Source organism: Pseudomonas sp. N40(2020) (assembly GCF_014472415.1).
Taxonomy (GTDB): domain Bacteria; phylum Pseudomonadota; class Gammaproteobacteria; order Pseudomonadales; family Pseudomonadaceae; genus Aquipseudomonas.
Window position 1 is genome coordinate 9,575 of the sequence record NZ_JACSZV010000053.1, and the last position, 23,108, is coordinate 32,682.

General features: G+C 62.8%; 2 protein-coding genes (1 of these 2 cut by a window edge). Both read left to right on the plus strand.

Translation table 11 applies throughout. The features are described 5' to 3' along the window. Entirely contained in the window at positions 1–12,321 is a 12,321-nt protein-coding gene (locus tag IAI51_RS25115; RefSeq protein ID WP_187680928.1) for a non-ribosomal peptide synthetase, read from the plus strand. Beyond that, a protein-coding gene (locus IAI51_RS25120; RefSeq protein ID WP_187680929.1) for a non-ribosomal peptide synthase/polyketide synthase crosses the window boundary here: on the plus strand, positions 12,321–23,108 show its 5' portion. It continues 4,203 nt past the right edge of the window; the window shows 10,788 of its 14,991 coding nt (coding positions 1–10,788); its start codon is at positions 12,321–12,323; its stop codon lies off the right edge, out of view. The genes IAI51_RS25115 and IAI51_RS25120 overlap by 1 nt, the downstream gene beginning before the upstream one ends.

Consider the following 23,108-nt stretch of genomic DNA (forward strand, 5'->3'; position numbering starts at 1 on the left):
ATGAATGCAGAAGACTCCTTGAAACTCGCTCGCCGGTTTATCGGGTTGCCCCTGGAAAAGCGCCAGATGTTCCTTGCGGCCCTGCACAAGGAGGGCGTTGATTTCGCCCGGTTTCCGATTCCCGCCGGCATTGAGGCCGAGGATCGTCAGGCGCTGTCCTACGCGCAGCGGCGTATGTGGTTTCTCTGGCAGCTCGATCCGCACAGCGGTGCCTACAACCTGCCGGGCGCGGTGCGTCTGAGCGGGCAATTGAACCGTCGCGCACTGGAGCAAGCTTTTGCCAGCCTGGTCGAGCGCCATGAAACCCTGCGCACGGTGTTTCAGCGTCAGGCCGATGACAGCCTGCTGCAGGTGCCGGCGGCGGCACCGCTGGTCATCAACGTTGAGGATTTCACGGGTCTGCCGGCCGTCGAGCGTGAGCAGGCGGTCGTCTGCGCAGCGGAACAACAATCGGTGTTGCCGTTTGATCTGGCGGTTGGGCCGCTGTTACGGGTGACGCTGCTCAAACTGGCCGAACAGGAACATGTGCTGCTGCTGACCTTGCACCACATCGTTTCCGATGGCTGGTCGATGAACGTGCTGATCGATGAATTCATCCGTTGCTACGACGCGTTCGATGGCGGCCAGCAGCCGCAACTGGCGCCGCTGCCGATTCAGTACAGCGACTATGCCTTGTGGCAGCGTCGCTGGCTGGAGGCCGGCGAGCAGGCGCGCCAGCTCGATTACTGGCAGGCACAACTGGGCGACGAACATCCGGTGCTGGAATTGCCGCTGGATCACTCACGTCCAGCGATGCCGAGCTATCGCGGCACCCGCTACGAATTTGCCGTCGACGCGCAGTTGGCCGAGCAACTGCGCAACACCGCGCAGCAGCATCAAGTGACGTTGTTCATGCTCTTGCTCGGTGCGTTCAATGCGCTGCTGCATCGCTATACCGGCCAGACCGACATCCGCGTCGGCGTGCCGATTGCCAACCGCAACCGTGGAGAAATCGAAGGCCTGATCGGTTTCTTCGTCAACACCCAGGTGCTGCGCACGCAACTGGACGGCCAGACCCGTGTCGATGATCTGTTGCGCGCCATCAAGGAAACCGCCCTCGGTGCCCAGGCCCATCAGGATCTGCCGTTCGAGCAACTGGTCGAAGCGCTGAAACTGGAACGCAGCCTCAGCCACACGCCGCTGTTCCAGGTGATGTACAACCACCAGCCGCAAGTCGCCGATGTCGCCACGCTGAGCACCGCTTCGGGTCTGGCGCTGAGCAGCCTCGACTGGCAGAGCCGCACCACCCAGTTCGACCTGACCCTGGACACCTACGAGAAGGGCGGCAAGCTGCACGCCGCGCTGACCTACGCCAGCGACCTGTTCGACGCCGCGACCATCGAACGCATGGCTCGCCACTGGCTGCGTTTGCTGACAGCGATGGTCGCCGATCAGTCGCAGCGCGTCGGTGAGTTGCCACTGCTGGAGGCTGATGAGCAGCACACGCTGGTACACCTCTGGAACGACACTTCGGCGGCTTATCCAATCGAGCAGCCCATTCATCAATTGATCGAAGCACAGGTTGCGCGCACGCCCGACGCGCCAGCGCTGGTGTTCGGTGAGCAGACCTTGAGCTACGCCGAGCTGGATGCCCGGGCCAATCAACTGGCGCATCTGCTGCGTCAGCAAGGTGTGCGGGCGGACAGCCTGGTCGGCATCTGCGCCCAGCGCTCGCTGGAAATGGTCGTCGGCCTGCTGGCCATCCTCAAGGCTGGTGGCGCCTATGTGCCGCTGGACCCGGAGTACCCGCAGGAACGTCTGGCCTACATGATCGAGGACAGCGGCATCACCTTGTTGCTGACGCAAGCGGCGCTGCTGACGTCGTTGCCGACGGACGGCGTGCAGGTGATTACGCTGGATCAGCCGGGCCTGCTCGACGGCTACAGTGAAAACCGTCCCGACGTCAGCGTCGACCCGTTGAATCTTGCGTATGTGATTTACACCTCCGGCTCCACCGGCAAGCCCAAAGGAGCGGGCAACAGCCACGCGGCGCTGGTCAACCGCTTGTGCTGGATGCAGCAAGTCTATGGATTGGACACCGCTGATTCGGTGTTGCAGAAAACCCCGTTCAGTTTCGACGTATCGGTCTGGGAGTTCTTCTGGCCGCTGCTGACCGGCGCGCGTCTGGTCGTGGCCGCCCCGGGCGCGCACCGCGATCCGCTGCAACTGATCGACACCATCAACCGCTATGGCATCAGCACGCTGCACTTTGTGCCGTCGATGTTGCAGGCGTTCATTCACGAACCGGGCGTCGAGACGTGTGCGGGTCTCAAGCGCATCGTGTGCAGCGGTGAAGCGCTGCCGCTGGATGCGCAACTGCAAGTCTTCGCCAAACTGCCGAACGCCGGCCTCTACAACCTGTACGGCCCGACCGAAGCGGCGATCGACGTCACTCACTGGACCTGCATAGACGAAGGCGCCGACAGCGTGCCGATCGGTCGACCGATCGCCAACCTGCGCACCCACGTGCTCGACGCCGAGCTGTTGCCGGTATCCAGTGGCGTGGCCGGCGAACTGTACTTGGGCGGGGCAGGGCTGGCGCGCAGTTATCACCAGCGTCCGGCACTGACCGCCGAACGTTTTGTGCCGTGCCCGTTCCATGACGGCGCGCGCCTGTACCGCACCGGTGACCGTGTGCGTCAGCGCGCCGACGGCGTGATCGAGTACCTGGGCCGTCTCGACCATCAGGTGAAGTTACGCGGCTTGCGCATCGAACTCGGTGAAATCGAAACCCGCCTGATGCAGCACCCGCTGGTGCGCGAAGCGGTGGTGCTGGTGCAGGGCGGCAAGCATCTGGTGGCTTATCTGGTGCTGGAAACCGCCCAGCCAGACGAGCAATGGCAGCAGGACGTCAAAGCCTGGCTGCTCGGCAGTCTGCCGGAATTCATGGTGCCGACTTACCTGCTGACCCTGGACAAACTGCCGGTCACCGCCAACGGCAAACTGGATCGCAAAGCCCTGCCGCAACCGGACGCCGCACCGCAACAAGCCTTCGTTGCGCCGCAGGATGCGCTGCAGAAAGCCCTCGCGGCGATCTGGGAAGACGTGCTCGGTCTGGAGCGTGTCGGCCTTGAAGACAACTTTTTCGAACTGGGCGGCGACTCGATCATCTCCATCCAAGTGGTCAGCCGGGCGCGGCAGGCCGGGATCCGCGTCAGCCCGCGTGATCTGTTCCAATACCAGACCGTGCGCAGCCTCGCGTTGGTCGCGACGCTGGACAACCAGACCTCGGTGGATCAAGAGCCGGTAACCGGCGGCGCCGTACTCGGGCCGATCCAGCAACACTTCTTCAGCCGTGCGATGCCGGTGCGTGAGCACTGGAACCAGTCGCTGCTGCTGACCCCGCGTGAAACATTGAATGCGCAGTGGCTCGATGCAGCGCTGGCGCATGTCATCAACCATCACGACGCCTTGCGCCTGCGTTTTGTCGAAAACGCCGAAGGCTGGCAGCAAAGTCACGACACGCGGGTTGAAAGCGCTGACCTGTGGCAGCGCGACGCGGAGTCTGTCGAGCAGTTGAATGCCTTGTGCAATGAAGCCCAACGCAGTCTTGATCTGCAAAATGGCCCGTTGCTGCGCGCGTTGCTGGTGAACATGGCGGATGGCAGTCAGCGTCTGGCGCTGATCATTCATCACATGGTGGTGGACGGGGTTTCCTGGCGCGTGCTGCTGGAAGATGTGCAGCAGGCTTATGAACAACTGGCGGCGGGGGGCGGCATTCAGTTGCCGGCGAAAACCACGTCCTTCCAGAGCTGGACGGCGCGCCTCGAAAGCCAAGCATCGCGCTTCGACGAACAACTGAGCTATTGGAAAGCCCAGCATCAGGGTGCCCAGGATCTACCCTGCGAGCGCCCGGATGGCAGCTTGCAGAATCTGCATGGTGAGAAAATCGAATGGCGCCTCGATGCCGAGCGCACCCGGCAACTGTTGCAACAGGCGCCGGCAGCGTATCGCACGCAGGTCAACGATCTGCTGCTCACCGCACTGGCGCGAACCATCAGTCGCTGGAGCCAGCAATCGGGCACGTTGATCGAACTCGAAGGCCATGGCCGCGAAGACCTGTTCGATGACATCGACCTGAGTCGCACCGTGGGCTGGTTCACCAGCCTGTTCGCGGTCAACCTGAGCGTCGCCGACGATCTCGACGGCTCGATCAAGTCGATCAAGGAGCAACTGCGCGCGGTGCCGGACAAAGGTCTGGGCTATGGCGTGCTGCGTTATCTCGCGGTGCCGTCGGTACGCACCGAACTTGAGTCGCTGCCGCCGCCGCGCATTACCTTCAACTATCTCGGCCAGTTCGACCGCCAGTTCGACGACGCGGCGCTGTTCGTGCCGTCCGCTGAAACCAGCGGTGTCGCGCAGGATCCGGCAGCGCCATTGGCCAACTGGCTGACCGTTGAAAGCCAAGTGTATGGCGGCGAACTGTCGATGAGCTGGGGCTTCAGCCGCGAGATGTTCGACGGCGCGACCGTGCAGAAACTGGTGGACCAATACGCCAGCGAGTTGCACGCACTGATCGAACATTGCTGCACGCTGCAAGCCGCGCAAGCGACGCCGTCGGACTTCCCGCTGGCGCAGGTCACTCAGGCGCAACTCGATGCGCTGCCGGTGCCAGCCGGGCAACTCGATGACCTTTATCCACTGTCGCCGATGCAACAGGGTTTGCTGTTCCACACCCTCTACGAGCAGGCGGCGGGCGAGTACATCAACCAGTTGCGCGTCGATGTGCAAGGCGTTGATCCCGAGCGCTTCCGCGCGGCGTGGCAGGCCACCGTCGACGCGCAGGACATTCTGCGCAGCGGGTTCGTCTGGCAGGGCGAACTGACACAGCCGCTGCAGATCGTGCACAAGCAGGTGCAGTTGCCGTTTACCACGCTGGACTGGCGCAACCGCGACGACCAGCCAGCGGCCCTCGCAGCGTTGGCCGACGCCGAGCGTCAGCAAGGTTTTGACCTGTCCCATGCGCCGCTGCTGCGGCTGGTGCTGGTGCAGACCGGCGCCGAGCAGTGGCACCTGATTTACACCCATCACCACATCCTGATGGACGGCTGGAGCAACTCGCAGTTGCTCGGCGAAGTCTTGCAGCGTTACAGCGGCCGCACGCCGGTAACTGGCGGCGGACGCTATCGCGATTACATCGCCTGGCTGCAACGTCAGGACGGTCAACTCAGTCAGGACTTCTGGAGCGAGCAACTCGCTGCGCTGCAAGAGCCGACCCGACTGGCCCGCGCCGCTACCGGCGGGGAAAACCTCAGCGGTCACGGCGACCATTACCTGACGCTGGACGTGTCTCGCACACAAGCGCTGGAAGCGTTCGCACGGCAACAGAAAGTCACCGTCAACACCTTGGTGCAAGCCGCATGGCTGCTGTTGCTGCAACGCTACACCGGTCACGAAGCCGTAGCCTTCGGTGCCACCGTGGCCGGGCGCCCGGCGGAGCTGCCGGGTATCGAGCAACAGGTCGGTCTGTTCATCAATACCTTGCCGGTGATCGGCGCGCCGCGTCCGGATCAAACCGTCGGCCACTGGCTGCAAGCGGTGCAGGCACAGAACCTCAGCCTGCGCGACTTCGAACACACGCCGCTGGCGGACATTCAGCGTTGGGCCGGGCAGGGTGGCGAGGCGCTGTTCGACAACATTCTGGTGTTTGAAAACTATCCGATTGCCCAGGCGCTGAGTCAGGCCGGGCAGGGGCTGGTGTTTGGCGACGTGGGCAACCTGGAACAGACGCACTATGCGCTGAGTGTTGCCGTGACCTTGGGCCAGCAACTGGCGTTGCATTACAGCTTCGACCGTGGTCAATTCGCCAGCGAAGTGATCGAAGGCATCAGTGCGCATCTGCTGCAATTGCTTGAGCAATTTGCCGTGTCGGCTGAGCGCAACCTCGGTGAAATCGCCCTGGCCAGCGCTGTCGAGCAGGCGCGCCAGCAAGCCGAAAACCACCCGCAGCCTTACCCGGTGGACATCGGCGTGCATCAGCGTATTGCCGCGCTGGCCGCTGAAAACCCGCAACGCACGGCGGTGATCTTCAACGGTCAGCGCTTCAGCTATGGCGAAATCGATCAGCGCGCCAACCAATTGGCCCACGCGCTGATCGCCCGTGGCGTCGGCCCGGAAATCCGCGTCGGGGTGGCCCTGCCGCGCAGCGAGGCGGTGATCATCGCGCTGTTGGCGGTGCTCAAGGCGGGCGGTGCTTATGTGCCGCTGGACACCAGCTATCCGCGTGAACGTCTGGCCTACCTGATCGAGGATTCGGGGCTAGCACTGCTGATCAGCGATTCGTCGGTGTCGGCGCAATTGCCGGTCGCCGAGTCGGTGCCGCTGCTGGAACTGGATCGTCTCGACCTGCGCGAATGGCCGATCACCGCGCCGTTGGTGCAACTCGATCCGGACAACCTCGCGTATGTGATTTACACCTCCGGTTCCACCGGCAATCCGAAAGGCGTCAGCGTCGCCCACGGCCCGTTGGCGATGCACTGCCAGGCCATCGGCCAGCGCTATGAAATGCGCGACAGCGACTGCGAATTCCACTTCATGTCGTTCGCCTTCGACGGCGCCCATGAGCGCTGGCTGACCAGCCTGACCCACGGCGCCTCGTTGCTGATCCGCGACGACACACTGTGGACACCGGAGCAGACCTACAACGCCATGATTGAACACGGCGTGACGGTGGTCGCGTTCCCGCCGGTGTACCTGCAACAACTGGCCGAACACGCCGAGCGCGTGGGCAATCCACCCAAAGTGCGTATTTACTGCTTCGGCGGTGACGCAGTGCCGAACGCCAGTTTCGAGCGGGTCAAACGTGCGCTCGATCCGGACTACATCATCAACGGTTACGGCCCGACCGAAACCGTGGTCACGCCGCTGATCTGGAAGGCCGGTCGCGAGGTGCCGTGCGGTGCCGCTTACGCGCCTATCGGCAGCCGCATCGGTGACCGCAGCGCCTACGTGCTCGACGCCGATCTGAACCTGCTGCCGCAGGGCATGGCCGGTGAGCTGTATTTGGGTGGCACGGGCCTGGCCCGTGGTTATCTGAACCGTCCGGGGCTGACTGCAGAGCGTTTTGTTGCTGATCCGTTCAGTAGCGTTGGCGGCTTGCTCTATCGCACCGGTGACCTCGTTCGTCAGCGCGCCGATGGCACGTTCGACTATCTGGATCGCATCGACAATCAGGTGAAGATCCGTGGTTTCCGCATTGAACTCGGTGAAGTCGAAGCCGCCCTGCAAGCACTCGACGGCGTGCGTGAAGCGGTGGTTGTGGCCCAGGAAGGCAGCGCCGGTAGCGGCAAGCGTCTGGTGGCATATGTGGTCGGCGATTCGACCCGTGCGGCCTTCACCGAAGACCTGCGTGCGCAGCTCAAGGCCACTTTGCCAGGCCATATGGTGCCGGCGTACGTGCTGCGTCTGGAGCGCATGCCGCTGACGCCGAACGGCAAGCTCGACCGCAAGAACCTGCCGAAACCGGATGTCAGCCAACTGCAGCAAACCTATGTCGCTCCGCAGAACGCGCTGGAGCAACAACTGGCGGCGATCTGGCAAGACGTGCTCAAGCTTGAGCAAGTCGGCATCAGCGACAACTTCTTTGAGCTGGGCGGCGACTCGATCATTTCGATTCAAGTGGTCAGCCGTGCGCGGCAGGCCGGCATTCGCTTCACCCCCAAAGACCTGTTCCAGCACCAGACCATTCAGGCGCTGGCCGCTGTCGCGCAGACGGGCGAAGCGCAGCAAGTGATCGATCAGCAGCCGGTGACCGGCAGCACGGCGCTGTTGCCGATTCATCAGGAATTCTTCGCTCAGGCGATTCCCGACCGTCATCACTGGAACCAGTCGGTGATGCTCAAGCCGAATCAGACCCTTGATGCCCACGTGCTTGAACAAGCGCTGGATGCGTTGGTGCTGCATCACGACAGCCTGCGTCTGGACTTTGTCGAGCAGGCTGACGGCTGGACAGCGAACTACCGCGACATCGCCATGCAAGCAGGTGAAACGATCCTCTGGCAAGTCGAGGTCGCTGACCTCGCAGCCCTTGAGACACTGGGTGAAAAGGCCCAACGCAGCCTGCAATTGAGCGGTGGCTCGCTGATTCGCGCGGTGCTGGCGAACCTTGCCGATGGCAGTCAACGCCTGCTGCTGATCGTCCATCACCTGGTGGTCGATGGCGTGTCCTGGCGGATTCTGTTTGAAGATCTGCAAAGCGCTTACCGGCAGATAGCTACGGGCAATGCCGTGCAATTGCCGGCCAAGACCAGTGCGGTCAAAGCCTGGGCGACTGCATTGCAGGACTACGCGACAACCCCTGCGTTGCAGAATGAACTGGGCTTCTGGCAGCAACAATTGCAAGGCGCTTCAGCTGCATTGCCTTTCGACCGTCCGAACGGCGGTCAGCAACACGATCAGGCGCAGACCATTCGCAGCAAACTGGCCCCGACCCTGACCCGTCAGCTGTTGCAGGATGCTCCGGCGGCTTATCGCACCCAGGTCAACGATCTGCTGCTGACCGCGCTGGCGCGGGTGATGGTGCGCTGGACCGGTGCTGACCATGCGCTGGTATTGCTCGAAGGCCACGGTCGCGAAGACCTGTTCGACAGCGTTGACCTGACGCGCACCGTCGGCTGGTTCACCAGTGTGTTCCCGGCGCGCCTGTCGCCGGTCGCGGAACCGGGCGCATCGCTCAAGCAGATCAAGGAACAACTGCGGGCGATTCCGCACAAAGGCATCGGCTTCGGCGCGCTGGCGCACCTGGGCGATGAGCAGGCTCGCCAGACCCTGCAAGCGTTGCCCGCACCGCGCCTGACCTTCAACTATCTGGGGCAGTTCGACGGCAGCTTCGATGCCGCCGACAAGGCTTTGTTTGCACCGACCAGCGAATCCGGCGGCGCCGAAGTCAACCTGCAAGGCCCGCTGGGCAACCCGCTGGCGCTGAACGGCAAAGTCTTTGGCGGCGAACTGGACCTGAGCTGGACCTACAGCGGCGCGATGTTCGACGCGGCAACCATCCAGCGTCTGGCCGATGATTACGTGCAGGAATTGACTGCGCTGATCGGCCATTGCTGCGACAGCGTCAACCGTGGCGTGACGCCCTCGGACTTCCCGCTGGCGCAACTGTCGCAGACGCAACTCGATGCGCTGGTGCTCGAACCGCAACGCATCGATGACATCTACCCGTTGTCGCCGATGCAGCAGGGCATGCTGTTCCATACCTTGCTCGAACACGGCAACGGCGACTACATCAACCAGATGCGCCTGGACGTCGACGGCATCGATCCACAACGTTTCCGCGCGGCGTGGCAAGCGGTGGTGGATGCCCATGACATTTTGCGCACCGGGTTCTTCTGGCAGGGCGACTTGCCGCAACCGGTGCAAGTGGTGCAGCGTCAGGTTGAAGTGCCGTTCAGCGTGCTCGACTGGCACGGCAAAACCGGGCTGGACGCAGCGTTGCAAACCCTCGCCGATGAGGAGCGCGCTCTGGGTCTGGACCTGACCTGCGCGCCGCTGCTGCGTCTGGTGCTGGTGCGCACCGCGCAGGATCGTCATCACCTGATCTACACCAACCATCACATCCTGATGGACGGCTGGAGCAGCGCGCAGTTGCTCGACGAGGTGTTGCAGCATTATCGCGGCGAAGCGGTGGCGCGTCCGGCGGGCCGCTATCGCGATTACATCGGCTGGCTGCAGCGTCAGGACAATGCGGCGGCCGAAGCCTACTGGCTGGCGACGCTCAACAATCTGCAAGAACCAACGCGTCTGGCCACTGCCATCGCGCGGCCGCATGACGGCTTGCCGAGCGTCGGTTATGGCGATCATTACCAAGTGCTGGACGCGGATCTGACTCAGCGTCTGGGTGAATTTGCCCGGGCCGCGAAAGTCACGGTCAACACCGTGGTGCAAGCCGCATGGCTGTTGCTGTTGCAGCGTTATACCGGCAAAGACTGTGTGGCGTTCGGCGCCACCGTTGCCGGGCGTCCGGCGGATCTTCCGGGTGCTGAAGCGCAGATCGGTCTGTTCATCAACACCTTGCCAGTGGTTGCCGCGCCGCAAGCACAGCAGAGTCTGGCCAGTTGGCTGCAAGGGGTGCAGGCGCAGAATCTGGCATCGCGCGAGTTCGAACACACGCCATTGGCGGATATTCAGCGCTGGGCCGGGCAGGGCGGTGATGCGTTGTTCGACAGTTTGATGGTGTTCGAGAACTACCCGATTGCCGACGCACTGGAACGGGGTGCACCGCAAGGCTTGCGTTTCGGCGCGGTGGCCAATCAGGAGCAGACCAACTATCCGCTGACCCTGTTGGTGAACATGGGCGCGCAACTGACGGTGCATTTCAGCTATCAGTGCGACAGCTTTGCCGACGCCAGCGTGGCGCAGTTGGGCGCGCATTTGCAGCGTCTGCTCAGCCAGATGACCGAGGCAGGCGAACACGCACTCGGCGAGTTGAACCTGATCGAAAACGCCCCGAACGTTGACAGCGATTTCGTCACCGACCTGTGCATTCATCACGGCATTGCTCGTCAGGTGGCGGCGACCCCGAATGCGCTGGCGGTGACTTTCGGCAGCACGCAACTGACTTACGCTGAACTCGACGCGCAAGCCAATCGTCTGGCGCACAAATTGATTGAACTGGGTGTCGGCCCGGAAGTGCGGGTAGGCGTGGCAATGCCGCGTTCCGAGCAGCTGCTTATCGCCCTGTTGGCGGTGCTCAAGGCCGGTGGCGCCTATGTGCCGTTGGACCCGGATTACCCGGCGGATCGTGTCGCTTACATGCTCGACGACAGCCGTGCGCGGGTGTTGCTGACCGAAAAAGCGGTCGCCGCGACCCTGAGCGTGCCTGTTGATACCCAAACGTTGCTGATGGATCAGGTGTCGTTGAGTGGTTATTCCACTGACGCGCCGTTCACTAAGGTGCAACCAGACAACCTCGCCTACGTGATCTACACCTCCGGCTCCACCGGCAAGCCAAAAGGCGTGGCGATTGCCCATCGCAACGTCATGGCGCTGATCGACTGGTCGGCCAAGGTTTACAGCCGCGACGACATTCAAGGTGTATTGGCTTCGACGTCGGTGTGCTTCGATCTGTCGGTGTGGGAGCTGTTTGTCACGTTGGCCAACGGCGGCTCGCTGATCATCGCCCGTAATGCCCTGGAGCTGCCGCAACTGCCGGCCCGCGATCAGGTGCGCCTGATCAACACTGTGCCGTCAGCCATTGCTGCATTGCAGCGCGCCGGGCAGATTCCTCCGAGCGTGCGGATCATCAATCTGGCGGGTGAACCGCTCAAGCAAGGGCTGGTCGACTCGCTGTATCAACAGTCGACGGTCGAGCATGTCTACGACCTGTATGGTCCGTCGGAAGACACCACCTATTCGACCTGGACTCGCCGCAGTGCCGGTGGTCAGCCGCGCATTGGTCGAGCCCTCGACCACAGCGCCAGTCACTTGCTCGACGCCGATTTGCACGTTGTCCCGCAAGGGGTTTCGGCTGAGCTGTACCTGTCTGGTGCCGGCATCACTCGCGGCTATCTGGGCCGTGCGGCGATGACCGCCGAGCGGTTTGTGCCCAACCCGCTCGCCAACAACGGTGAGCGCATGTACCGCACCGGCGACCTGATCCGCGAGCGCGAAGACGGCGATCTGGAGTACATGGGCCGGATCGACCATCAAGTGAAAATTCGTGGATTCCGCATCGAACTGGGCGAGATCGAGGCGCGATTGCTCGCTCAACCGGCAGTCACCGAAGCGGCGGTGCTGGCCGTCGAAGGCGAGGCCGGCGCGCAACTGGTGGCCTATGTGGTCGCCCCGCCACTGGATCTGTATGACGGCGAAGCACAGCGGCTCCTGCGCGACGGACTAAAGACTGGCCTCAAGTCTTCGTTACCTGACTACATGATTCCCGCGCACCTGCTGTTCCTTGAGCAGTTGCCACTGACCCCCAACGGCAAACTCGACCGCAAGGCCTTGCCAGCGGTCGATGCCAGCCAGATGCAGGCCGCGTATGTCGCGCCGCACAGTGAGCTTGAGCAGCAGGTCGCGGCGATCTGGCAGCAAGTGCTCGACGTGCAACGCATCGGCCTGAACGATCACTTCTTCGAACTGGGCGGGCACTCGCTGCTGGCGGTCAACGTGGTGTCGCGCATCGCCCTCGAACTGGGCCTGACGCTGACCCCGCAACTGTTATTCCAGCACCCCGTCCTGAGCGACTTTGTCGCTCACCTCGATACAGGAGGCGGGGCAATCAACGAACAGAAACTGAGCAAGCTGGAAGCCCTGCTTGACGATATGGAGGAAGTCTGATGGACAAGAGTGTTGCTTTGAGGGTAGCCAAGCGCTTTATCACTCTGCCGCTGGACAAACGTAAGCTGTACCTGGAAAAGATGCTCGAAGAGGGCGTCTCTCCGGCCAACCTGCCGATCCCGGAAACGCGTTCCGGGTTTACGGCGATTCCTCTGTCGTACGCCCAGGAACGTCAGTTGTTCCTGTGGCAAATGGACCCGCACAGCACCGCGTATCACATCCCCAGCGCCCTGCGCCTCAAGGGGCGGCTGGATGTGGCGGCGCTGGAACGCAGCTTCAATGCCGTGGCCGCGCGTCACGAAAGTCTGCGCACCACTTTCGCCGAGCAGGGCGAAACCTTCTGTCAGGTGATCCATCCGCAACTGCCGCTGAGCATCAGTCTGGTTCCGATGCCCGAAGGTCTTGATGCCGCCGGTGAAGAGGCTGCGATCAAGGCCTTTGTCGAAAGCGAAACCGCGCGCCCGTTCAACCTGCAACAGGGCCCGCTCCTGCGCGTGGCACTGTTGGAAGTGGCGCAGGACGATCATGTACTGGTGCTGATCCAGCACCACATCATCTCCGATGGCTGGTCGATCAAAGTGCTGGTCAACGAGCTGATCCAGCATTACGCCGCCGACACCAGCGGGCAGTCGCTGACGTTGCCGGCGCTGGAAGTGCAATACGCCGACTACGCGATCTGGCAGCGTCACTGGCTGGAAGCGGGCGAGCGCGAGCGGCAACTGGCTTATTGGGTCAAGACTCTGGGCGGCGAGCAGCCGGTGCAGGAGTTGCCGATCGATTTTCCCCGCCCGGCGGTGCAGAGCCTGCGCGGTGCGCGGCTCGAACTGGACTTGCCGGCGGATCTCGGTGATGCCCTCAAACAACTGGCCCAGCGCGAAGGCGCGAGCCTGTTCATGGTGTTGCTGGCATCGTTCCAGGCGTTGTTGCATCGCTACAGCGGTCAGGCGCAGATTCGCGTCGGTGTGCCGACGGCCAACCGTAACCGCGTCGAGACGGAGGGCCTGATCGGCTTCTTCGTCAACACCCAAGTCCTGAATGCCGAGGTGAACGGACAACTGCCGTTCAACCGATTGCTGGCGCAGGTCAAGCAAGCGGCGATGGACGCCCAGGCGCATCAGGATCTGCCGTTCGAGCAATTGATCGAAGCGCTGCAACCGGAACGAAGCCTGAGCCACAGCCCGGTGTTCCAGGTGATGTTCAACCACCAGACCCGCCGTGATCAGGGGCGTGGCGCGGTGCAACTGCCGCAGTTGAGTGTCGAGGATGTGCAGTGGGAAGGGCGCACCGCGCAGTTCGACCTGACCCTCAACACCTATGAATCCAGCGATGGTTTCGCCGCCGAACTGACCTACGCCACTGACTTGTTCAAGCCTGAGACTATCGAGCGCATTGCCCGTCACTGGCAGCACCTGTTGCAAGGCATCGTGGCCGCACCGACCCAACGTGTCGGCGAATTGCCGTTGCTGGAACGTGCCGAACATGGCGTGCTGTTGCGGGACTGGTTCCGCGTTGCCGATCACTCTGCGCAAGCCGAGTGCGTGCAGCAGGCTTTCGCCTTGCAAGCACAGCAAACGCCGCACGCCATCGCGCTGATCATCGGCGAAGACGTGCTGACCTATGGCGAACTGGATGCCCGGGCCAATCAACTGGCGCACAAACTGATCGAGGCCGGTGTCGGCGCGGATCAACTGGTCGGCATCGCCGTCGAGCGCAGCGTCGAAATGATCGTCGGCCTGCTGGCGATCCTCAAGGCGGGCGGGGCATATGTGCCGCTGGACCCGGCGTATCCAGAAGATCGTCTGGCCTACATGATTGAGGACAGCGGCCTGCAATTGCTGCTGACCCAAGCGCACTTGCAGGTACAGTTGCCGATCCCGACGGGCGTGCAAACTTTGTTGCTCGATCAGCCACACGGCTGGCTGGCGGCTTATCCACAGACCGCTCCGGACGTTGCGGTCAACGGCGAACATCTGGCCTATACGATCTACACCTCCGGTTCCACCGGCAAACCGAAAGGCGTGATGGTGCGCCATGCGGCGCTGAGCAACTTTGTCGCGAGCATGATCAAGCAGCCGGGGATCGCGGCCACTGATCGCATGCTGTCGCTGACCACGTTCTCGTTCGATATTTTCGGCCTGGAAATCTACGGCCCGTTGCTGGCTGGTGCCTGTGTGGTGCTGACCGGCAAGGACGTGCATCAAGACCCGCAAGCGGTGCTTGAACTGATCGAGCGCCACGCCGTTACGGTGCTGCAAGCCACGCCGTCGACCTGGCGCATGCTGCTGGACAACGAACACGCCGCGATCCTCAACAGCCGCACGTTCCTCTGTGGCGGTGAAGCACTCTCGCAGGAACTGGCGCAACGCATGCTGGCGCTGACGCCGAGCGTGTGGAACCTCTATGGCCCGACCGAGACCACCATCTGGTCGGCGCAACACGCCCTGAGCGCGGACAACAGCCGGCCGTTCCTCGGCACGCCGATCGATAACACCGCGCTGTACATCCTCGGCAGCGACCTTGAGCTCAATCCGCTCGGCGCACCGGGTGAACTGCTGATCGGTGGCGATGGCCTGGCCCGTGGTTACTTCCAGCACCCGAGCCTGACCGCCGAACGTTTTGTGCCGGACCCATTCGCGAAGAACGGCGCGCGTCTGTACCGCACTGGCGACCTGACCCGCTACCGCGCCGAGGGCGTGATCGAATACATCGGGCGGATCGACCATCAGGTAAAAATCCGTGGTTTCCGTATCGAACTGGGCGAAATCGAAGCGCGTTTGCTCGCGCTCGACAGCGTGCGCGAAACCGTCGTGGTCGCGCAGGATGGCCCGACCGGCCCGCAACTGGTGGGCTACGTGGTGCCATCGGCGAGCGATGTTTCAGAGGCCGATCTACGCGCCGCGCTCAAGGCCAGCCTGAAGGCTGAACTGCCGGAATACATGGTGCCGGCGCACCTGCTGTTCCTCGCGCAACTGCCGCTGACCCCCAATGGCAAAGTCGACCGCAAGGCCTTGCCGGCGCCCGATGCCAGCCAATTGCAATCGGCCTACAGCGCGCCGCAGACCGCCACCCAGCACACCGTCGCCGAGATCTGGCAAACGGTGCTGAAACTGGATCGCGTGGGCCTTGGCGATAACTTCTTCGAACTGGGCGGCCACTCCCTGCTGGTCACGCAAGTGGTCTCACGGGTGCGTCAGGCGCTGAACGTTCAGGTGCCGCTGCGTACGCTGTTTGAACACAGCACGCTGGAAGATTTCGTCGCCGCGCTCGGTGTTGATCAGGCGCATCAGGAACCGCCGATTGTCGCGTTGCCACGCCTGCAACCGCTGGCGCTTTCGTATGCTCAGGAACGTCAATGGTTCCTCTGGCAACTGGAACCGACCAGCACCGCCTATCACGTACCGGCGGCGCTACGCCTGCACGGTGAGCTGGATCTGTCGGCGTTGCAGCGCAGCTTCGATGCCCTGATCGAGCGCCACGAATCCCTGCGCACCTGCTTCGTCGAAGAGCAGGGCCAGACCCTGCAAGTGATTCAGGCCCATGGAACGCTGGATCTGCACGTGCAGGACGTTGCCGCCGATCTGGACGAGGCCGCGCTGCAAGCGCTGGTCGCCGAAGAGACCCTGCACCTGTTCAATCTTCAAAAAGGCCCGCTGCTGCGGGTCAAATTGTTGCGTCTGGCCGCTGACGACCACGCACTGGTTATCACCTTGCACCACATCGTCTCCGATGGCTGGTCGATGACCGTCATGGTTGATGAGCTGGTGGCGTTGTACGCCGCTTACAGCCAGGGTAAGACCGTGCAACTGCCAGCGCTGCCGGTGCAATACGCGGACTACGCCGTGTGGCAAAAGCAGTGGATGGACGCCGGTGAACGCGAGCGTCAGTTGAGCTATTGGACTGCGCAGCTGGGTGACGGTGATCAGCCATTGCTGGAGCTGCCGACCGACCGCCCACGTCCGCCCGAACAAAGCTATCGCGGTGCCCGTCGCGACATCCCGCTGAGTCTGGAGCTGGCGACTGCGCTCAAGCAGGTTGCCCAGCGTGAAAACGTCACGCTGTTCGCACTGTTGCTGGCGTCGTTCCAGACCTTGCTGTATCGCTACAGTGGTCAGGCCGACATCCGCGTCGGCGTGCCGGTGGCCAACCGCAACCGGGTCGAGACTGAAGGGCTGATCGGCTTCTTCGTCAATACGCAAGTGCTGAAAGCCGAATTCGACAGTCAGCAGACCTTCCGCAGCCTGCTCCAGCAAGTGAAAAACACCGTGCTCGGCGCACAGGCGCATCAGGATCTGCCGTTCGAACAACTGGTCGATGCGCTGCAACCGGAGCGCAGCCTCAGTCACAGTCCGTTGTTCCAGGTGCTGCACAACCACCAGAGCCAGGCCCGTCAGGCGCAGGGCACCACGCGCTTGCCGAACATCGAGATTAAAGGCCTGAGCTGGGCGTCGAACACCGCGCAGTTCGATCTGACCCTGAACACCTTCGAGTCCACCGACAACGTCTGGGCCGAGCTGACCTACGCCACCGACCTGTTCGACGCCTCGACCATCGCGCGCCTGTCGCAACACTGGACGAATCTGCTGCAAGGCATCGTCGCCGACAGCGGCCAGAGCATCGCCGACCTGCCGCTGCACGACGCCGCCGAGCGTGCGGCAACCCTGTTGCAATGGAACCCGACCGTGGCCGATTTCCCAAGCGAGCAATGCCTGCATCAGCTGATCGAAGCCCAGGCTGCCCGCGCACCGCAAGCGATTGCCGTGACCTGTGCCGAGCAATGCCTTACTTACGGCGAACTCAACAGCCGCGCCAATCAGTTGGCCCACCAATTGATCGCCAGCGGCGTCGGCCCGGACGTGCGCGTCGGTCTGGCGGTGGAGCGCAGCCTCGACATGCTGGTCGGGCTGCTGGCGATCCTCAAGGCCGGCGGCGCTTATGTGCCGCTTGACCCAACCTATCCGGAAGAACGCCTGAGCTACATGATCGGCGACAGCGGCATCTCGCTGCTGCTGACTCAAAGTCATTTGCTCGGTCGCCTGCCGGTGCCGGACTCGGTCCGCAGCTTGATGCTCGATCAGGAGCGCGACGGCCTCGAAGGCTACAGCGACAATAATCCGCTAGTCAGCATGAGCCCGGACAACCTGGCTTACGTGATCTACACCTCTGGTTCCACCGGCCAGCCGAAAGGCACGTTGCTGGCTCATCGCAACGTGCTGCGTCTGTTCGAAGCCACGGGGGCGTGGTTCGATTTTGGCTCGGCCGATGTCTGGAGTCTGTTCCACTCCTACGCCTTCGACTTCTCGGTGTGGGAGATCTTCGGTGCGCTGCTCTACGGCGGCAAACTGGTGGTGGTGCCTTACGAGGTCAGCCGTTCGCCGGAAGATTTTTACGCCTTGCTCTGCCGCGAAGGCATCACCGTGCTCAACCAGACGCCGTCGGCGTTCAAGCAATTGATGCAAGTGGCGTGCGCCCCGGAACACGCCGCGCAACAGCCGTCGCTGCGTTACGTGGTGTTCGGTGGCGAGGCGCTGGAGGTCAAGAGCCTGCGCCCGTGGTTCGAACGTTTTGGCGATCAGGCGCCGCAACTGATCAACATGTACGGGATTACCGAAACCACCGTGCACGTCACCTACCGACCGATTTCGCTGGCCGATCTGCAAGGCGATGTCGGCAGCCCGATCGGCGAGCCGATTCCGGATCTGTCGTGGTATTTGCTCGACGGTGATCTGAACCCGGTCGCCAAAGGCTGTATCGGTGAGCTGTACATCGGGCGTGCCGGTCTGGCGCGGGGTTATCTGAACCGTGCGGATCTGACCACCCTGCGTTTCATTCCTGATCCGTTCGCCGCTGATGGCGGGCGTCTGTACCGCACCGGTGACTTGGCGCGTTATCGCGCTGACGGGGTCATCGAATACGTCGGGCGAATCGACCATCAGGTGAAGATTCGCGGCTTCCGCATCGAACTCGGCGAGATCGAAGCGCAACTGCTGGAACAAGCTGCTGTGCGCCAGGCCGTGGTGCTCGCGCAACCGGGCCTCAGTGGTCAGCAACTGGTGGCGTATCTGGTGCCAGACGATCTCGCGTTGCTCGACGCCAGTCCGGCCGAACAAGGCCTGTGGCGTGACCGCGTGCGCGCCGAACTCAAGGAAAACTTGCCGGATCACATGATCCCGGCGCACCTGTTGCTGCTGGCGCAACTGCCGCTGACCGGCAACGGCAAACTCAACCGCAGCGCGTTGCCGTCCCCGGATGCGAGCCAGGCGCAGCAGTCGTATCAAGCGCCGCAAAGTGAGCTGGAACAACGTCTGGCGGCGATCTGGCAAGACGTGCTGAAGCTGCCGCAAGTGGGCCTCAACGATAACTTCTTCGAACTGGGCGGCGACTCGATCATTTCGATTCAAGTGGTCAGTCGCGCCCGTCAGGCCGGCATTCGCCTCAATCCCAAAGACCTGTTCCAGCACCAGACCGTGCAGCGTCTGGCGCTGGTCGCGCAACTGGGCGATGGCGAGTCGACTATCGATCAACAAGCGGTGACCGGCGCGGCTTTGCTGCTGCCGATTCAGCAGCAGTTTTTCGAAGATGACATCCCTGAACGTCACCACTGGAACCAATCGGTGCTGCTCAAGCCACGTCAGCCTCTGGACGCTGAAAAGCTCGAGCAAGTGCTGCGCGCGCTGGTGGCCCATCACGATGCCTTGCGCCTGAGTTTCACTCAGCACGATGGCGCGTGGCAGGCCGAGCACCGGGCGGTGGAAGACCCATCGCAAAACCTGCTGTGGCAGGAAGACGTCGCCGATGCCGCCGCCCTTGAAGCCCTGGGCAACCGCGCCCAGCGCAGCCTTGATCTGCAAAACGGGCCGTTGCTGCGTGCGGTATTGGCGACCCTGGCCGACGGCACTCAACGTGTGCAGTTGGTGATTCATCACCTGGCGGTGGACGGGGTGTCGTGGCGGATTCTGCTCGAAGACCTGCAAAACGCGTATCAGCAATTGCTCAATGGTCAGCCTTTGAGCCTGCCGTCCAAGACCAGTGCCTTCAAGGACTGGAGCGAGCACTTGCAGCGCTACGCCAACAGCCCGGTGTTGCAGCAAGAGCTGGCGTACTGGCAGGCCTGCCTCCGCGATGTCAGCACTGATCTGCCGTGCAAGCGCGTGGACGCCGGTCAGCAAAACCGGTTGGCGCAAACCGTGCAGACACGTCTGAGCGCCGATTTGACCCGACAACTGCTGCAGGAAGCACCGGCGGCTTACCGCACGCAGGTCAATGACCTGTTGCTGACGGCGCTGGCGCGAGTCATCGGCCGCTGGAGCGGGCAGGCGTCGACGCTGATTCAGCTCGAAGGCCATGGTCGCGAAGAGCTGTTCGACGGGGTCGATCTGACCCGCACCGTCGGTTGGTTCACCAGCCTGTTCCCGGTGCGTCTGACCCCGGCGGCGACGGCGGGCGAGTCGATCAAACAGATCAAGGAGCAACTGCGCTCGATCCCCGACAAAGGCATCGGTTTCGGCGCGCTGCGCCACCTCGGCGATGCACAGGCACAGCAGTGCTTGCGCGCCTTGCCGACACCGCGCATCACCTTCAACTATCTCGGCCAGTTCGACGGCAGTTTCGACGGCGATGCCGCCGCGCTGTTCGTGCCGGCACCGGATAACGCCGGTCTCGATCAGAGCCCGGACGCGCCGCTGGGCAACTGGCTGACCCTCAACGGTCAGGTGTATGGCGGCGAACTGCGGGTGGGTTGGACGTTCAGCAGCGAACGTTTCGACAGCGCGGTCATTGAAGCGCTGGCGGCGGATTACGCCGAGGAACTGGCCGTGTTGATCGGCCATTGCCTGACCCCGGGCATCGAAGGCCTGACCCCGTCGGACTTCCCGTTGGCCGGCCTGACTCAGGTGCAACTCGACGGCTTGCCATGGTCGGCGCCGCAGATTGCCGACGTTTATCCGCTGTCGGCGATGCAGCAGGGCATGTTGTTCCATAGCCTTTACGAACAGGCCACTGGCGATTACATCAACCAGGTGCGCCTCGACGTCGAAGGCCTCGACCCGCAACGCTTCCAGCAAGCCTGGCAAGCGGCGGTGGATAACCACGACATCCTGCGCACCAGTTTTGTCTGGCAGGGTGAACTGGCGCGTCCGGTGCAAGTTGTGCACAAGCAACTGGACATGCCGTTCAGCGTGCTCGACTGGCGCGAACGCGGCGATGGCCAGAGCGAGTTGAATGCACTGGCCGCCGCTGAGCAGGCGCAAGGTTTCGACCTGAGTAAGGGGCCGCTGCTGCGCATGGTCGTGGTGCGTCTGGATGACCAGCGCTGTCATCTGATCTACACCAACCATCACATCCTGATGGACGGCTGGAGCAATTCGCAGTTGCTCGGCGAAGTGCTGCAGCGTTACAGCGGCATTGCTCAACCGGCACTGGCCGGGCGTTATCGCGATTACATCGAATGGCTACAACGCCAGGACGTGCAGGCCAGCGAGCACTACTGGACCGCGCAACTGGCCGACTTGCAGGCGCCGACCCTGCTGGCGCAGGCACTTCAGGCACAGCGTGGCGATGCACCGCAGGCCGGGCATGGCGAGCACTTCTGTGTTGTCGATGCCGAGCAGACCCGTCGTCTGGGCGAGTTCGCCCGCCAGCAAAAAGTCACGCTCAACACACTTATTCAGGCAGCGTGGTTGCTGCTGTTGCAGCGCTTGACCGGTCAGCAAAGCGTGGCGTTCGGCGCCACGGTGGCGGGGCGTCCGACGGAACTCAAAGGTGTCGAGCAGCAGATCGGCCTGTTCATCAACACCTTGCCGGTGATCGCCAGCCCCCGCGCGCAATCGAGCGTTGCTGAGTGGTTGCAGAGCGTACAGGCGCAGAACCTGGCCCTGCGCGAGCATGAACACACGCCGTTGTTCGACATTCAACGTTGGGCCGCGCGCAATGGTGAAGCGCTGTTCGACAACATTCTGGTGTTCGAGAACTACCCGGTGTCCGAGGCGCTGGAGCAGGGCGCTCCGCAGGAATTGCGCTTTGGCGAGATCAACAACCATGAACAGACCAACTACCCGCTGACGCTGCTGGTGCACTTGAGCGACGAGTTGTCGATGCACTTCAGCTACCAGTGCGAGAGTTTCGCGGCGCACAGCGTGGCGCAGTTGGGTGAGTGCTTGCAGCGCTTGCTCGGGCAGATGAGCGAGTCGGGCGAGCGTTCGCTGAGTGAGTTGAACCTGATCGAAAGCGTGCCGAGCGTCGCTGCCGATTTCGTCACCGATCTGTGCATTCATCAGGGCATTGCTCGTCAGTTGACGGCCACCCCGGATGCATTGGCGGTGACTTTCGGCAGCACACAGCTGACTTACGCTGAACTCGACGCGCAAGCCAATCGTCTGGCGCACAAATTGATCGAGTTGGGTGTCGGCCCGGAAGTGCGGGTGGGCGTAGCGATGCCGCGTTCCGAGCAGTTGCTGATTGCCTTGCTGGCAGTGCTCAAGGCCGGTGGCGCCTACGTGCCGCTGGACCCGGATTACCCGGCGGATCGCGTTGCTTACATGCTCGACGACAGCCGTGCGCGGGTGTTGCTGACCGAGCAAGCCGTCGCCGCGACCCTGAGCGTGCCGAGCGAAACGCAAGTGCTGCTGATGGATCAGGTGTCGTTGAGCGGTTATTCGAGCAGCGCACCGCAAACATCGGTCGCGCCGGACAACCTCGCTTACGTGATCTACACCTCCGGCTCCACCGGCAAACCCAAAGGCGTGGCGATTGCCCATCGCAACGTCATGGCGCTGATCGACTGGTCGGCCAAGGTCTACAGCCGTGACGACATCCGAGGCGTATTGGCTTCGACGTCGGTGTGCTTCGATCTGTCGGTGTGGGAGCTGTTCGTGACGCTGGCCAACGGCGGCTCGCTGATCATCGCCCGTAATGCCTTGGAGCTGCCGCAACTGGCGGCCCGCGACCAGGTACGCCTGATCAACACTGTGCCGTCAGCCATCGCCGCGTTGCAACGCGCCGGGCAGATTCCGCCGAGCGTGCGGATCATCAATCTGGCGGGTGAACCGCTGAAACAAGGCTTGGTGGATGCGCTGTATCAACAGTCGACGGTCGAGCACGTCTACGACCTGTACGGTCCGTCGGAGGACACCACCTATTCGACCTGGACTCGCCGCAGTGCCGGTGGTCAGGCGAGGATCGGTCGTGCCCTCGACCACAGCGCCAGTCACTTGCTCGACGCCGATTTGCACGTCGTACCGCAAGGGATTTCGGCTGAGCTGTACCTGTCTGGTGCCGGCATCACTCGCGGCTATCTGGGCCGTGCGGCGATGACCGCCGAGCGGTTTGTGCCTAACCCACTCGCCGCCAATGGCGAGCGCATGTACCGCACGGGCGACCTGATCCGCGAGCGCGAAGAGGGCGATCTGGAGTACATGGGGCGCATCGACCATCAAGTGAAAATTCGCGGCCTGCGTATCGAACTGGGCGAAATCGAGGCGCGTCTGGTGGCGCACGTCGCCGTGCGTGAAGCCGTGGTCGTGGCCAGTGAAGTGCTGGGCAGCCAACAATTGATCGCCTATCTGGTGCCGAGCGATCCGACGATTGTCGATGCCAGCGCTGAACAGCAACGTGAACTGCACGACGATCTCGGCACTTGGCTGGGCGCAACCCTGCCGGATTACATGGTGCCGACTCACCGTCTGTGGCTGGCGCAACTGCCGCTGACCCCCAACGGCAAGATTGATCGCAAGCGCTTACCGGCGCTGGAACTCACGGCGGCGCAACAACACGTCGAACCGGTCAACGCCACC